At 30.6% G+C, this 16,797-nt stretch carries 13 protein-coding genes; 4 read left to right on the top strand and 9 right to left on the bottom strand.

Annotated features, from left to right (window positions below; all coding sequences use genetic code 11):
- Positions 1-1,527: cell surface protein SprA (sprA, locus tag VFS71_RS02890; protein ID WP_326399280.1), on the bottom strand; the 1,527-nt coding region annotated here is incomplete at its 3' end.
- A 672-nt stretch (positions 1,528-2,199) separates the two neighbouring features.
- On the opposite strand from sprA, the gene VFS71_RS02885 reads away from it, so the two are divergent.
- A complete protein-coding gene (locus VFS71_RS02885) occupies positions 2,200-2,760 on the top strand; it encodes a M15 family metallopeptidase (protein ID WP_326399281.1) in 561 nt (186 codons plus the stop codon).
- A 412-nt stretch (positions 2,761-3,172) separates the two neighbouring features.
- On the top strand, positions 3,173-3,352 hold the full coding sequence (locus tag VFS71_RS02880) for a hypothetical protein (RefSeq protein ID WP_326399279.1): 180 nt from the start codon (positions 3,173-3,175) through the stop codon (positions 3,350-3,352).
- 63 nt (positions 3,353-3,415) lie between these two features.
- Here the strand turns inward: VFS71_RS02880 and VFS71_RS02875 are convergent, their stop codons facing one another.
- The 8 genes from VFS71_RS02875 to tsaD form a co-directional block, all read right to left on the bottom strand.
- Positions 3,416-3,982, bottom strand: a complete 567-nt coding sequence (locus tag VFS71_RS02875; protein WP_326399278.1) for a hypothetical protein — start codon at positions 3,980-3,982, stop codon at positions 3,416-3,418.
- 1 nt (position 3,983) lies between these two features.
- Entirely contained in the window at positions 3,984-5,165 is a 1,182-nt protein-coding gene (locus VFS71_RS02870) for a THUMP-like domain-containing protein (RefSeq protein WP_326399277.1), read from the bottom strand.
- A gap of 1 nt (position 5,166) precedes the next feature.
- A complete protein-coding gene (locus VFS71_RS02865; protein WP_326399276.1) occupies positions 5,167-6,258 on the bottom strand; it encodes an AI-2E family transporter in 1,092 nt (363 codons plus the stop codon).
- A 76-nt stretch (positions 6,259-6,334) separates the two neighbouring features.
- Positions 6,335-7,285 carry a zinc metalloprotease gene (locus VFS71_RS02860; RefSeq protein ID WP_326399275.1) on the bottom strand — a complete coding sequence of 317 codons (951 nt, stop codon included), beginning with the start codon at positions 7,283-7,285 and terminating at the stop codon, positions 6,335-6,337.
- A gap of 195 nt (positions 7,286-7,480) precedes the next feature.
- On the bottom strand, positions 7,481-8,431 hold the full coding sequence (locus VFS71_RS02855) for a zinc metalloprotease (RefSeq protein WP_326399274.1): 951 nt from the start codon (positions 8,429-8,431) through the stop codon (positions 7,481-7,483).
- A gap of 316 nt (positions 8,432-8,747) precedes the next feature.
- Positions 8,748-9,389, bottom strand: a complete 642-nt coding sequence (locus tag VFS71_RS02850; RefSeq protein ID WP_326399273.1) for a DUF4159 domain-containing protein — start codon at positions 9,387-9,389, stop codon at positions 8,748-8,750.
- Between the two features lie 29 nt (positions 9,390-9,418).
- Positions 9,419-10,126 carry a 16S rRNA (uracil(1498)-N(3))-methyltransferase gene (locus VFS71_RS02845; protein ID WP_326399271.1) on the bottom strand — a complete coding sequence of 236 codons (708 nt, stop codon included), beginning with the start codon at positions 10,124-10,126 and terminating at the stop codon, positions 9,419-9,421.
- 3 nt (positions 10,127-10,129) lie between these two features.
- On the bottom strand, positions 10,130-11,152 hold the full coding sequence (gene tsaD / locus VFS71_RS02840; protein ID WP_326399268.1) for a tRNA (adenosine(37)-N6)-threonylcarbamoyltransferase complex transferase subunit TsaD: 1,023 nt from the start codon (positions 11,150-11,152) through the stop codon (positions 10,130-10,132).
- Positions 11,153-11,405: 253 nt separating this feature from the next.
- Here tsaD and VFS71_RS02835 point away from each other — a divergent pair, with 253 nt between their 5' ends.
- Both VFS71_RS02835 and VFS71_RS02830 read left to right on the top strand, forming a co-directional pair.
- Positions 11,406-15,797, top strand: coding sequence for a translocation/assembly module TamB domain-containing protein (locus tag VFS71_RS02835; RefSeq protein WP_326399266.1), 4,392 nt, complete (start codon positions 11,406-11,408; stop codon positions 15,795-15,797).
- Between the two features lie 320 nt (positions 15,798-16,117).
- Positions 16,118-16,797, top strand: a 680-nt coding sequence (locus VFS71_RS02830; RefSeq protein ID WP_326399264.1) for an ATP-dependent 6-phosphofructokinase, incomplete at its 3' end; no start/stop codon positions are given.

The following is a 16,797-nucleotide window of genomic DNA, read 5'->3' as shown; positions in this document are numbered from 1 at the left end:
TTTTAGATTGACCAAACTGCTTTTTAGCATTTTCAAGACTAAACTTTGTGTTGAAACTGTTTCTGAATTGGCAACAACAGTTGCTTCCACACCATCACTTGCAAATTCTCCAACTTGATACACTTCGTCGCCTATGGTATATTGATAAGCGACAGCAAGGACTTCGTCATTTGCCAGTTTTTGTTGTAGTGAAATATACCCCAATTGTTTATTCAAGGTATATTCAGTGGAACTCAATTTTCGGGCATTTTCCAATTTTGAATAATCTTGTCCCTCTCTGACTGTAATATTAAAACCAGAATTGGAAGTTGCTATTTCACGTATTTTACTGTTCAATAGCCCGGTTCCCGATTTTATTTCTGCGGGATCGTAATCGTTATTTGAATTATCAGCTGGAGAATTGGCTGGATTATTAAACATGCCCGTTGATGGATCGAAAACCACTACTTGATTGTCAGCAAGCCCCGTTAATTGTGCTTCTCCTAAATCCTGAAGCGCAATAATATTTCTTAAATTGTTAGCTGTAGTACTTACCCGATTTTGTTTGTTGGTTACCCAAACCTCTATTCTGGAAATTTGTATCCTACTGTCTATTAATGGATAATTTTTTAGGGTTGCATCATATTTATTTCTAAAATATTGGGATAAAAAAAAGTGTCTGTTATTGTCGTATTCAAGTGCATATAGGCTAAATTCCTGAACTGCTCCACTGCCTTCTGCAACTACACTTTTAGTTTCTGATTTTTGTTGGGAGAACACGCCCGTAACAGTCGTTTTGCCAAACTGTAATTCCGTTTTTACCCCAAATAGATTTTGAGCGCCAGTAATCAAAGTGCTGTTTAAAGGCATGCTTACATTTCCAACATCAATTTTTCGAACAATATCATCTTCTTCAGGTGTATATTCTAATTTGAATAAATTTTGAAAGGCGAATGTAGATTCGGTGTCAAAATTGGCATTGACTTTTAGACGGGTTCCCACTTTTCCCGTCAAACTCATATTGATTCGTTGGTTAAAATCGAAAGAAAGTTGTGATCTATTTTTAGAGGAGAATGCAGGATTATCTTGTCTAGTATACGATAAGCCTAAATCAATTTCTACAGAACCTGTGGGTTTAACATCGATTGTATTACTTCCAAAAATAGATTCAAAAAGCCCCGATTTTATATAATATCTGGGTAATAAGTCTTTTTTTATAGCTGCACTGCCAGCTTTTTTTCCGTCTATAGCATCTACTTTTTTCTTAAAATAATCACTAGTAGATTCTTTCAAAATTAGGTTTTCATATTCTGTGGGAGTTAAAAAAATCGGATAATTGATATTAAAATCATCTAGAGAATTGGTATAGACATATGTATCGGTGACAGGATCATAAGTATATGCAGCGAGTATGCTTTTAGGATTGGCAATTTGAATCTCACCTACAGCATATCCTTTCTTGATAGTATCTTGAACGGCTTGATTCACTTGAGCCTGTGATACAACAGCACAGAATAATACCAAAAAATAAATAAATGTTTTAAACATATCGGCTTCTAGTAACCTTTACTTATTTTAAATACAGCATCTAACTGATGTTTATTTGATTCAATTGTTCTTTTGCGGAAGCGATATCATTTTGGCTACATAATATTTTGAATAAAGCACTTATAAAAATATGCTTGATCTGTGTTTAAAATAATATTTTGATTTGCTTCGGAAACAAAGAATTTGTTTTTGTGTTACTAGAGTTTGTTGTGTTGAATAGGCTTAATGATTTGGGATTATTAAGAAGATTTCATATTTCAAAGAAATGATTAATGGTTGGTTTAAAATAATAAAGTAGAAGTATGGGGTGATTTGGTATATCAATAAGAGGTTCTTATCTATGAAAATTTTTAAAGAAGTATCAAAAAAATGTTAGAAGGATTGAGGGAAACGGAATCGGCTAATGTAAATTGATTGGCATAAATAAAATATCGAAACTTATAGTGTCTTTATCTTTCAAAAGAATCAATTAAAAGCTTCAAAACTTATAATCTTTGATTGTAAGTTTTTTTGTTTTTTGTATGGATTTACTTTTCTAAACCTTTTAAATTTTCCTATTTTTATGGAAATTTATTTGTTATGACTTCTTACCTCAAACCCTTATTAATTTTTATTTTTCTTCTAAACTTGCTTAACTGTAATTCACAAACTATTGCAAATGTCTCAGCGCCTATGGTTGCTGTCAATGATACCACTTTTGTGAATTTAAAAGACTTCAGTCAAGACTTTATATATGATATGAAGTATGCCACTGATGATAATTTTTTGAAATCTAAAGTATATGATTGTGCCGAATGTTATTTGCGTTATAAAACTGTAAAGGCACTGATTTTGGCCAATCAAAGATTTATGAAGAAAGGTTTTAAAATAAAACTTTTTGATTGTTACCGACCTTTGGATATTCAAAAGAGAATGTGGTCAATAGTTTCAGATCCTCAATACGTTGCAAACCCAAGTAAAGGTTCGATTCATAATAGAGGAGGGGCCGTAGATATCACACTGGTTGATTTTGAAGGTAAAGAATTGGATATGGGAACTTCTTTTGATTTTTTTGGTAAAGAAGCCAGTCATGATTATCGTGGTTTTTCTAAAGTAATTCTAAACAATAGAAATCTATTGAGAAAGATTATGGTTAAGGAGCATTTTAATTCTTTCGATTCAGAATGGTGGCACTATAATTTGAAAGCAGGTTTAAGTGATAAAGTCTCCAATTTTAAATGGGAATGTAAATAGTCTTGTTTATTTATCTAAATTTTTCACTTCAATAGTCCCTCTTTTCTAATGTATTCTTAGTCTTAGGAAGTTACAGAATAGTTAATTTAAATAGCCTTTTTTCTTGTTGGAATTTAAAAAAGTTAACTATCTAAAGCTTTGTTAGTTGTATATTTCGTAAGAATTGACATTAAAATAAGTGTAAAATATGCATTTCATCGATTATATTGTTATTTAATTGATTTATATTTTTACTTTCGCACTTTAAATCATTTAAAAACAATGGTTTAAAGTTCGAGTAAATTAACCCTATATTGAATACAATAGCAAGCATTAAATTTGCTTTTAAATTCAGTTTTTGATTTGATTATAAAATTAAATTTATGAATATGTTTAATTTTATTTATCAGATTAAGAGAATATAAATCGATAGATGAAAAGGATATTGCAGAATAGTTTTTTTAAATGTATTGGACCGGAAAATAAATCAGGAATTACATTTGTTGAAGTGGTTGTTGTAGGATTACTAGTTCCAATGGTAGTACGAAATGTGAAGAATTATGTTATCAGTATTGATAAACAAAATGATAATCAAGAGAGTTATAATGCATAAAAAAACCTTTTAAAATGAATCTTAATTCATTTTAAAAGGTTTTTTATTTTGAATAAAAGATATTTATTCAATACAACGTAAGTTGTCTATGAAATAAGTTTCTGGATGGTATACTTTTCCATCTAATTCAGCTGTAAATTCTTTTTTGAATATGATGTCCTCAACGTCTGTTAGGTATTTTATTCGCATTAAGGAAACAGGAGATGTTTTTAAGTCAGCATAGTTCTCTTTTGTAAACATAAAAATCCCTGATTTCACTCTATTGTCAAAACCTTTGTCATCTCTTATCATTGTACCACAATTTTCTTGGTCTATATGCAACAGAGTAATAATTTTGCCATTTTGAAGCTGCAAGAAAATTTTTGAATCTTTATCAAAACAATTTGCTTTTACAAAATCTTTACTTTTTTGAATGAGTTGTAAAGTTAGCGTCGGTAATCCATCGGTTAATGCCAAAGAATAAAAAATGTAATTAGAATTCCCCCCAAAGACCTTTTCACTTATTAAGTATTCTTTCGTGGATTTGTAAGTTCCAATGGAATCTGTAACATTTGTTGCGTATTCGCAAGGTTTTTGAGCAAAAAGATTAAAACTTAAAAAGTATAAGACCGTAACAAGTATGTATTTCATTTTATTTTATTTTGTTGCAAATTAAAACAATTTTAGTGTTATTTTCATCAGTTGTAAAAAAACAATATAAATCCCCACCATCTTTGATTTTCCATTTTTTTCGAATACTTTCAACCGAATCAGAAAAGTTTCGTGTAGTTATATTGGCTTTCTGATTTTCTAAATAGTGCTTCATTTCATTTTTGCTATAAGCAATACAATTTTTAATTTCAAAAATTCTTCCGGGAAAGCTTTTTTGTTCATTTGAGGTGTATAAATGAGAATGTTTATGCAATTTATTTAATCCATAAAAAAGCCCTACTTGATCAAAACCTCCTGATTTCATAATGGAACTATTGGGCTCGTATAGATAGTTTTTTGGTAAACTAAAGAAAGGCTGTTCGTGAGTTTCATTTAAAATAAATTCAAATGTTTCTGTTTTTTCTTTTAAAAGATTTACAGTTTTAATGATAACAGATCCATTATAATCTTTGCTTAATTCCCACAACAATTCTTTTACTTCATTGTCAACAGCAACTATATGTATGGATTTGATATGGTTTAACTCATTAATACCTGCTGTAATATCCAGTATTGGTGCTGTTTTTATTAAGATAGAATTTGATTTTTCAAAATAAAAATTTAAATTTTCTGGAACATTAGGTAAACAATCCTTTAGCATGAATACCTTTCCTTTGCTGTCGTTTCTTCTGGACGGGTCTATGTAAATCCAATCCCATTTAGTGTTTGTGTTTGATAATGTTTCAAAACTATCTCCTACATAACAAGTAATGTTATTGCTATCTAGTTGTTTGCAGTTATGTTGAACAATGTTTGATAATTCGACATTGATTTCACAATGCGCGACATTTTTCATTTTTTTTGAAAAATAATAATCATCAATACCAAATCCACCAGTTAGGTCAATTAAATTGTCGCCTGAAACAATTGAGCTTTTGTATAAAGCTGTCTTTTCGGAAGAAGTTTGTTCAACGGATATTTTACTTGGATAAATTATATTTTTAGTTGAAAACCAGGTTGGCAGTTTGTCTTTAGCCTTTGATTTTGCAGCAATTTGATTTATGATGGAAATCCATTCCACGTTTGGAAATGGATTTTTTTGAAGAGCCAATTTTGAAATGGAGACTCCAATATTTAAATCAATATATTCTTGAATTTTAGAGTCTAAAATGTCTAGGTTCAATTTATATGTTTTTTGTTATTAGTTGAATAAATTTATTGTCCGGAAAAAATTCTTTGCTGATTACTTTTATAATAGTATATAGAGGGACAGCAATAATCATTCCCATAATGCCAAATAAGAACCCTGCAATCAATATTACAAGAAATATTTCTAAAGGGTGCGAACTAACACTTTTTGAAAAAATGATAGGTTGTGAAAAGTTATTATCAATTACCTGAACAATCCAAAAGCCTATTAATACATAAATGGTAGTTGGCAAAATTTCGGATTGAAAGTCAGAACCCAAGTTGCTTAACATCGTTAAAACTGCTGCCAAGATGGAAGCAATTAAGGGGCCTATATAAGGAATGATATTCAAAACGGCACATAAAAAAGCAATCACAAATGCATTTGGGATTCCGAAAATAAACAATACAATGGTGTATAATATAAAAACGATGAAAAGCTGGACTAGCAAACCAATAAAATATCTAGAAAGCAATAGATTTATTTTTTCAACAGAGTTTAAAATTTTTTCTTCGTGAGAGTCTGGAATAAGTAGTTTGGCTCCTTTCAAGAATATAGATTTATCCTTAAGAAAGAAAAATGTAATGAATAGCACAGAACCAAGACCCATGCCAAAATTACTGATTGTTCCCACTACAGAATTTAAAAAGTTAGGTATTACATCGAAATTTATTATTGATTTAAAGTTTTTTGGATCAAAAATAGTTGCAGAATCTATATGATGTTGCTCTAAAAAATTGTTTAATTCTTTAATAAGTTCTAAACTATTTTTTTCAATTTCAATTGTATTTAAAAGTGATAAATTTTGACCTTGTGATATAATCAATGGAATGAACATCATTATGAAACCAAATATGATTAAAATATAAATCATTAAAACGGCAATAGATGCAAAAATATGCTTGAATTTCAATCTTTTCTTTAAAAAATCTAAAACAGGTATACCAATTAGGGTTAGTATTAATGAAACTAATAGATAAATTAATACGTTTTGAATTTGATACAGAAAATAAAGAAATAAAGCTGTTAAAATTAAAGTGCCAATTGCTCTTAAAATCCCATTTGCAATAATTTTAGATGTAATCATATTCGTTTTATTTGGTCATAAAGATAAAAAAACTCGCTAATTAGTAGCGAGTTTTAAAAACTATAAATTTATATGATTATTGGGCAAATCTAGCTCTTATTCCTCCAGAAACAAATAATGCCGACATTCTTGCTTTTTGACCAACTGTAAACATATACATTGCTCTGTCATCGGTATAATCCATGTAGTTCATTGTCATTTCATTATGGGCTGGCAAGCATAAACTAACATAAGGGTATGTTGGGTCACCAAAATTATAAGTTTTAGCAACTGGAGTGTCAGCTACCAAATCATTTCCGCAAGAGGAATCTCCCCAAATATGACGTAAATTCATCCAGTGTCCAACTTCATGGGTTGCCGTTCTTCCTAAATTGTAGGGATAATTCGCTGTACCTGATATCCCAAAATATTTAGAATCAATAACAACTCCATCAGTTGATGCTGAACCCCCAGGGAATTGTGCATATCCTAAAATTCCCCCACCAATAGTACACACCCATAGATTAAGGTTTGTAGCTGGAGATGTTGGATCGAGACCTCCTTTTTTTGTGCTTTTCATAGCGTCTCTAGTACCCCAAGAAGTTTTTGTAGTTGATTTTCTGTTGATTTTTGCCAATTCAAAAGTAATGTCAACATTTGCCGCTACATTTGAAAATTCAGCAGGAATAAGTCTAAAATCATTGTTTGCAGCTGTATAATCATCATTCAAAACTTTAATCTGAGATTGTATTTGACTGTCAGAGATGTTTTCAGCAGATGTTCTGTATAAAACATTTACAACAACAGGAATTACGATTTTACCGTTTGCAATACGTTTTGAGAGTATTGCTTTTTGTGTAAAAGCTTCAATTTGGTTCATTCTAAATGCTAACGTGGGATCAGCTTTTAATTGGGCTTCAAGGACTTCTTGTGTTGCACAACTACGAAGAGTTGGTGACTCTGATTGTGAGACTACGGAGTTAGTGTCTTCGTTTTGACATGAAAAAAGCATTGCAAATGCCACTGTGGATAAAATAATTTTTTTCATAATAAATGGTTGTATTTAAAAAATTGATTATCAGTTTGTTGTATTGCTAATTTACTGTTAATTGTTGTCAAAGTATAAATAAATCGGTGAACAGCACTTTTATACTAATGAATGTGAAATTTTTTAAAAATTTAAGTATTGGCAAAAAAAAACTCGCTAACAAGTAGCGAGTTTTAAATTCTAAAAAAAGATAAATTATAGACCGAAAGCAGCTCTCGCTCCTCCAGAAACAAATAATGCACTCATTCTTGATTTTTGACCATTTGTGAACATAAACATTCCTCTGTCGTCTGTGTAATCCATGTAGTTCATTGTCATTTCATTATGAGCAGGAAGACATGTACTTACGTATGGATAAACCGGTACCCCAAAGTTTGACGTTTTAGCAACTGGAGTATCAGCAACTAAATCATCTCCACAAGATGCATCTCCCCAAATATGTCTTAGGTTCATCCAGTGACCTATTTCATGGCTAGCAGTTCTTCCTAAATTGTATGGGTAATTTGCTGTACCTGATAAACCAAAGTATTTTGAATCTATCGCAACTCCATCAGTAGCTGCAACTCCTCCAGGGAATTGAGCATATCCCAAGATGCCACCACCAATAGTACAAACCCATAGATTAAGGTTTGTTGTAGGAGATGTTGGGTCTAATCCTCCTCTTTTAGTTTTTTTCATAGTGTCAGTAGTACCCCATGAAGTTTTAGTAGTTGATTTTCTAATGATTTGTTTTAATTCAAAAGTGATACCAACATTAGCGGCTACTCCTGCAAATTCTGCTGGTGTATTTGCAAAATCAGGGTTTGTTGCAGTGAAATCTTTGTTCAATACATCAATTTGTGATTGTATTTGTGCATCCGAAATATTTTCTGCTGCAGTTCTGTACAATACATTCACAATTACTGGAATTACTACTTTTCCATTTACTAAGCGTTTTGTCAATAAAGCGTTTTGAGTAAAAGCTTCAATTTGATTCATTCTAATTGCCAATGTTGGGTCTGCCTTTAATTGAGCTTCCAATACATCTTGTGTAGCACATTTTCGTTGAGTAATTGCATTTGCTGAATCGCTTAGAGATTCAGTTTGGTCGTTTTGACAAGAAAACAACATCAAGCAGGCTGCTACTGATAAAATTAATTTTTTCATAACGGTAATCATTTTGTTAAATAAAAGTTTGTTTGGTTAATTATTGTGCAATTTTATAACAAAAGATCAATTATTTAAAATTTATTTAACAATATTTTTTCCCGTTTTTAAAAAATCATTGATTTTATTGACTTGGTTAATGGTGATTTAGGGATATTTACGTAGCTCAAAACTTGTTAAATTAAATATTTAATAGGAGATAAAAAAAATAAACATCATTTATTCCGATTTAACTTGTTAATTTTTACAATAAAAACAAAAGTAATTTTAATAAAAGAGAATAAATTATTTCAAATGAATTTCTATTTTACAAAAATCAATTTGAGAAAATATAATTAATAATATTGGCTCCCATTTTTAAAGCTTTTTCACGAACTTCTAAAGGGTCATTATTAACTTCGGGATCTTCCCATCCATCTCCAAGATCACATTCATAAGTGTAGAGTAGAACCAGTTTGTTTTCGATGAAGATTCCAAATGCCTGTGGTCTTTTTCCATCGTGTTCGTGGATTTTAGGCAAACCATTGGCAAAAACAAAAGGTTTTTGAAATATTGGATGATTTGATGGAATTTCAATCAAATTATCATTTGGAAATAATTTTTTTATTTCCTTACGAATGTATTGGTCCATACCGTAATTATCATCAATATGTAGAAAACCACCGGCGAGCAAATATTTTCTTAAGTTCGTAACGTCACTTTCATTAAAAACAACATTACCATGACCTGTCATGTGAACAAATGGGTATGAAAAAAGGTCAGGACTGCTAGGATCTACAGTTCTGGGTTTAGATTTTATTTTTGTGTTTATATTGGAATTACAGTATTTTATTAAATTTGGGAGCGAAGTTGGATTTGCATACCAGTCGCCACCACCACTATATTTTAGTAAAGCAATTTCTTGAGAAAAGCAGGTTAAAGAAGAAGATAGTAATAATAAAAATACTGTTTTTTTCATAGTATGATTGTAGAATTGAATTTTAAAGCCTAATCTTCATTAGTAAAAACAACACTGTGACAGGCAACTATAGCAGCAGTTTCTGTTCGTAATCTGGTTTCGCCTAAAGAAACGGGAATGTAATTGTTTTCTAATGCCAATTCGATTTCTTTGTTGGAAAAATCACCTTCAGGACCTATTAAAATTGTGTAGTCAGTTTTGGCTTTAAGTATAGATTTTAGAGACTTTTTATTTGTTTCTTCGCAATGTGCTATTAGTTTTTGTCCTGTGTTTTCTCTTTTTATGAATTCTTTCAATGAAATGGCAGGATTCAATTTTGGAAGATACGTTTGATTGCATTGTTTCATTGCTGAAAGAATAATTTTTTCAAATCTCTCAGTATTTATTATTTTTCTTTCAGAGCGATCACATATTATGGGGGTGATTTCATAAATTCCAATCTCTGTCGCTTTTTCAAGAAACCATTCGTAACGATCATTCATTTTTGTGGGAGCAACCGCAAGATGTAGTTTTTGTTTTGGCTCTTCCGTTTTTTCAATTTCTAAAATTTGAACGGTACATTTATTATCAGAAGCCAATGTAATTTCAGTTTTAAATAAAAAACCTAAGCCATTAGTTACGAATAGTATATCGTTGTCTTTTTTACGTAATACTTTAATGATGTGCTTGCTTTCTTCTTTATCAAAAGAAAATGTTTCGGTAGTTTCGTTTATTGTAGGATTATAAAATAATTGCATAATTTAAAATTGTATTCGCGCTTTTGAAACGACTTCCGCTGTTTCAAATTTTTGTGATAAAAACTTTTGATAACCTACAATTCCAATCATTGCAGCATTGTCTGTTGTGTATTCAAATTTAGGAATGTATGTTTTCCAACCGTATTTTGTTTCTGTTTCTTTCAAAGTATTTCGAATTCCAGAATTTGCCGAAACTCCTCCGCCAATTGCAATTTGAGTGATACCGGTTTCTTTTACTGCCATTTTTAATTTATCCATCAATATTTCGATGATAGTGTATTGAATGGAAGCACAGATATCATTTAAATTCTCTTGAATAAATTCAGGGTTTTCAATTTTTTTCTTTTGAATAAAATAAAGAATAGCCGTTTTTAAACCAGAGAAACTGAAATCCAATCCGGGTACTTTTGGTTTTGTAAAAGGAAATGCTTTTGGATTCCCTAATTGTGCATATTTATCAACCAAAGGGCCGCCTGGGTAGGGAAGTCCAAGTATTTTGGCACTTTTATCAAATGCTTCACCCACTGCATCGTCTGTAGTTTCACCGATGATTGTTAAATCGAAAAAATCATCAACCCTAACAATTTGGGTATGCCCACCACTTATTGTTAACGCAAGAAAAGGAAAGCTAGGTTTATTAAAACCTTCTTCTTCTATAAAATGGGCTAAAATATGGGCATGCATGTGGTTTACCGCGATAAGAGGTATTTGTAATGCCAATGCCATTGATTTTGCAAATGAACTTCCAACCAAAAGAGAACCCATAAGTCCCGGACCTTGCGTAAAAGCAATTGCAGATAGCTGTTCTTTTTTAATGTCAGCTTTTTTTAAGGCAGCCTCTATTACTGGAACAATATTTTGTTGATGTGCACGAGAAGCAAGTTCAGGCACAACACCTCCATATTGATTATGAATTAACTGATTGGCAACAACATTTGATAATACTTTGTCGTTACATAATACTGCTGCTGCAGTATCATCACACGAACTTTCGATGGCAAGTATATAAACCTCTGGAATTTGCATATAAACAGATGATTTTTGAAGTATATTTGATGGATTACTATAAAAATAGTATTTTTACAGCTGTGCCAAAATTAAAGATTTTTTAGTTAAGGTATTACCATTTCCGAAGGCAAATTATTTATTTGTGCTAAAAAAACAAAAAACGCCACTTATCAAAAAGATTAAAAAAATAGTATTCCGTTTTCTCCTTGGACTAATATTACTTTTGTTAGTACTTTTTATAGCCCTTAGTTTACCTTTTGTCCAAACTAAGGTGGCACAATATTTCATGGAAAGTATCAATAAGGATTATGGACTTCACATGAAAGTTGATGAAGTACAGCTTACTCTTTTCGGTGGTGTAAAACTTAAAAAAGTTTTGATTATAGATCATCATAAAGATACTTTAATTTATGTCAAAAGATTGAGCACATCGTTTCTTGGAGCCAAAAAAGTTTTAGATGGTGATTTGATTTTTGGAGATTTGGCAATGGATGGTGTTCTTTTTAATTTAAAAACCTATAAAAAGGAAAAGAAGACGAATCTGGATTACTTTATTGATGCTTTTGGCACAAGCAAAACACCTTCCAAGAAACATTTTTTATTGACTGCTTCAAGTATTGATTTGTCAAATGGTCGATTTATTTTGAGTGATGAAAATCATGAAACCGTAAAACCTGTCGACTTTACAAGATTGAATATATTGGTTACCAATTTTAAAGTTTATGGCCCCGAAGTATATGCCAATATTCAAAAAATGTCTTTTTTGGATCATAGAGGATTGTATGTAAAGAGCTTAAAAGGAAATTATAGCTTTACCCAGCAACACATGATATTGGACAAAATGGAAATTGAAACCAAAGAATCCAGTATTAAGGGTTATGCTGCTTTGAATTACGAGATTGAAGATTTCTCTGATTTTCAAAATAAAGTAGAGTTTGATGTTAAGTTAAAATCAGCAAAATTAGCCTCCAATGATATTCGTTGTTTTTATGATGAATTAGGTAAATATCAATATTTTAAACTTAGATCACATATTACTGGACCTTTAAATAATTTGAAATTCCTTGATTTATATCTAAAAGATAATAGAGGTACAAAAATTGTTGGTTTTATAAATTTTAAAAACCTTTTAGGAACAAAAGATCAAAAATTCTATATGAATGGAAAGTTTGATCAATTGAATGCTAATTATGATGACTTGGTAAGCATATTGCCGAATGTTTTAGGTAAAAAATTGCCTATTATTTTAAAGAAATTTGGAAATGTTTCATTAGTTGGTAATACTCAGGTTACAATCACTTCGATTCATGCTAATCTTGCAGCAAACACAGCTTTAGGAGCTGTGAAATCAAAATTTATTATCAACAATATGGATCAAAGCGATAAAGCTGACTATGTTGGTTATGTTGTTTTGAATGATTTTAATATTGGTAATTTATTAGATAATAAGGATTTGTCAAAAATAAGTTTAAATATTGATGTCGATGGGCGCGGTTTTTCTGAAAAGTATTTAAATACTTCATTAAAAGGTATAGTTTCCAGTGTTGCTTATAATGGGTATAATTATAAGAATGTTGCCGTCAATGGTAATTTTAAATTGCCTCTATATAAAGGGTCAATTATTGTAAATGATCCTAATTTGAAAATGAATTTTGATGGATTGGTAGATTTAAGTAAAAAAGAAAACCAATACGATTTTCAGATTAAAATTGACAAGGCAGAATTAAATAAATTGAATTTTGTAAAAGATTCTGTCTCTCAGTTTAACGGAAATGTTATAGTTGATGTACAAGGAAATTCTATAGATAATATGCACGGCAATATCTATGTGAATGATGCTACTTATGTCAATTCTAGGAGTACTTATCAATTTAACGATTTTAATCTGAACTCTAGTTTTGATAACCAAAGAATTCGAACAATAAAGATAGCAGCTCCAGATATAACTAATGGTACGATTGTAGGAAAGTATAAATTTTCCGAATTAAAAGGATTGGTTACAAATTCGTTAGGAAGTCTTTATACGAATTATAAACCCATTGCGGTGAAAAAAGGACAATTTTTAAAATTTAATTTTGAAGTTTATAATAAAATTGTTGAAGTGTTTTTTCCTGAAATAAAACTAAGTGAAAATACTGTTGTAAAAGGGAATATTAATTCAGATATTAATGAATTTAAATTCAATTTTAATTCTCCAAGTATAAAAGCAGCAGATAATTCTTTTGACAATATCAGGGTTTCTATTGATAATAAAAACCCATTGTATAATGCTTATATTGAGTTGGATAGTATTAAAACCAAGATATATAAAATACGCGATTTTAGTTTGATAAATGTGACTTCAAAAGATACTTTGTTTTTTAGAACTGAGTTTAAAGGAGGTTCGAAAGGGGAAGATTATTTTAATTTGGATTTATACCACACCATTAATAAGGAGAATAAAAATGTAATTGGATTCAGTAAATCTGAAATTAAATTAAAAAATAGTTTGTGGTTTTTGAACGAGTCCAATCTATCTAATAATCGTTTGGTTTTTGATAAAAAATTAACCGAGTTTAAATTGGATGATTTTATACTTTCCAATAAGGAGCAAGAAGTAAAACTCGATGGCGAATTTAAAGGCAATTCTTATAAAGATATTAATGTTGAATTCAAGAATTTTAATATCAATGAATTGACATCGGCGCAAGAGAGTTTTGCTATTTATGGAAATTTAAACGGAAAAATTAATTACAATCAAAATAAACAGGTTTATAAGCCAACAGCCTCATTACGGATTGATAGTTTGAAGGTTAATAATCATGATTTAGGAATTTTAAATTTTGATATAAAAGGTGATGAAAATTTTAGAAAATTTACTTTGTTTTCTACTATCGAAAATAAGGATTTTGAATCTTTTAGTGCCGACGGAAGTTTTGAAATAGTAAATAAAGAAACATTGCTTGATTTAAATTTAAAATTTGATCAATTTAATTTGGCAACATTAAGTTCGTTAGGTGGGGATGTTATTTCAAATATAAGAGGGTTAGTTTCTGGAAATGCAACCATTGGAGGTACTTTGAGCAAGCCAGATGTCAATGGACGTTTGTATGTTAATGGTGGAGGATTGGCGATACCTTACCTTAATGTTGATTATGCATTAAAAGATAAAACTATTATTGATCTTACTGGTGAAAAATTTCTTTTTAGAAATAACACTTTAATAGATACGAAATTCAATACTGTCGGAATATTGAATGGAGTAGTAGAGCATAAGAATTTTTCGGATTGGAAATTGGATTTGGCAATTAATTCCAAAAGACTTCTTGTACTGGATACCAAAGACAGTGAAGACGCTGCTTATTTTGGAACAGCATTCATTAATGGTAATGCAACAATCAAAGGCCCTGCAAATGGTTTGTTTATTAAAGTTGATGCAAAATCTGAAAAAGGATCAGCTCTTAAAATACCAATAAATAGTGCGGAAAGTGTTAGTGAGAATAGTTTTATTCATTTTATAACCCCGAAAGAAAAATTCAATTTACAAAAAGGAATTGTTGATAAAACAAAGAATTATAATGGACTCGAATTAGAGTTTGATCTTGAAATCACACCTAATGCGGAGGTTGAAGTTATTTTGGACAGGAATTCGGGACACGGGATGAAAGGACGTGGAAATGGGACACTTTTATTTAAAATCAATACACTTGGTGCTTTTAATATGTGGGGGGATTTCTTGCCTTATGATGGTACATATAATTTTAAATATGGAGGGTTAATCGATAAAAAATTTAAAGTTAAAAAAGGAGGCTCAATTATTTGGGAAGGAAATCCTATGAGAGCCCAACTGAATTTGGAAGCGGTTTATAAAACATCAGCAAATCCTGCTTTGTTAATAGAAAATTCAAGTGTCAATAAAAAAGTCGATGTTGAAGTTATTATTGGTATTCGAGGAGACTTGACGCGACCAGAGCCCGATTTCATGATAGATTTCCCTACTGTTACAAGTGTTTTGAAGTCAGAGCTTCAAACAGAATTAGCTGATAAAGATGTAAGACAAACTCAGGCTTTGTATTTGTTATCAACAGGGAGTTTTTTAGGTAAAGATGGGTCAAGTCAAGCCGTCGCTTCAAGTATGTACGAAACAGCTTCAAGTATGTTGGGAAATATAGTTCAATCAAATAATGAAAAATTTGAAATGAATTTTAATGTAGTTTCACCTGATAATAGGCCAAGTACACAAACTGATGGTAGGGTTGAAGCTATTGTTTCTTCTAAAGTAAATGAAAGAATTACAATAAATGGTAAAATTGGAGTACCATTTGGAGGAGTTAATGAATCGGCTATAGTAGGAGCAGTTGATATTAAATATAGGGTAAATGATGATGGATCTTTTAATTTCCATGTTTTTAATAAAGAAAATGATTTAAATTATATAGGTCAAGATATTGGTTATACTCAGGGTGCAGGTATTACTTATGAGGTAGATTTTGATACTTTTAGAGAGTTGGTTGATAAAATGTTTAAAAGCAATAAGTTAACCAAAGAAAAGGAGTCTAAAACCAAAGTTGATAACTCTGATTCCAATTTGAATCCTGATTATATAAATTTCACAAAACCAAAAGAGCCTAGTTCGGACAAACCGAAAGTTAATCAAGATGCTGTACTTCCAGAGGATGATTAATTGTAATTGATTATTAATTAGCTGCTTATGTTATTTTTGAAAATTTTAGTTAACTTTATGGCTAAAATTTTGTATTCCACTTTGTATAATTCTTTTATGTAGTCTGTTTATTTCTTTTTTTGAAAAGCGATAAATAGCTCGTATTTCCCCAATTTTCAACAGTTTCGGATTTTAAAAAAGGAAATAAATATTAGGTCTTTTTGAATTAAAAAAACTTATCAACGAAAACGTTTGAATTTCAGTTATTTTATTAAAATGTTAGAAAGCACCCCTAAAATGTCTTCGATATATGCTAAATTTACACTTTAATACTTAAAAAAATGTCAAAAACAATAAAAAAGATAGGTGTTCTTACCTCTGGAGGAGATTCTCCAGGAATGAATGCCGCTATTCGTTCTGTTGTACGAACATGTGCTTTTCATAACATAGGATGTGTTGGTATTTATAGGGGTTATCAAGGAATGATAGAAGGTGATTTTAAAGAAATGGGACCCCGAAGTGTAAATAATATAGTAAATAAAGGAGGGACTATTTTGAAATCAGCTCGTTCTATGGAGTTTAAAACTCCTGAGGGACGCGAAAAAGCGCATAAAAATTTAGTTAAAGCTGGTGTAGATGCTCTAGTAGTAATCGGTGGTGATGGTTCTTTTACTGGAGCATTATTATTTAATTCTGAATATAATTTCCCTGTAATTGGAATTCCTGGAACTATTGATAATGATATATTTGGTACAAGTCATACTTTGGGTTATGATACTGCTTTAAATACAGTTGTTGATGTAATTGATAAAATTCGTGATACTGCAAGTTCCCATAACAGATTGTTTCTTATCGAGGTAATGGGACGCGATGCTGGTCATATAGCTTTGAATGCTGGTATTGGAGCTGGAGCGGAAGAAATTCTTATACCTGAAGAAGATTTAGGATTGGAACGTTTATTAGACTCTTTACGAAAAAGTAAAGCAGCTGGAAAATCATCAAGTATAGTGGTAATTGCTGA

The organism is Flavobacterium sp., from assembly GCF_035760125.1.
GTDB lineage: Bacteria > Bacteroidota > Bacteroidia > Flavobacteriales > Flavobacteriaceae > Flavobacterium.
The sequence above is the reverse complement of the archived record's forward strand: the minus strand, read 5'-3'. Positions and strand labels throughout refer to the sequence as shown.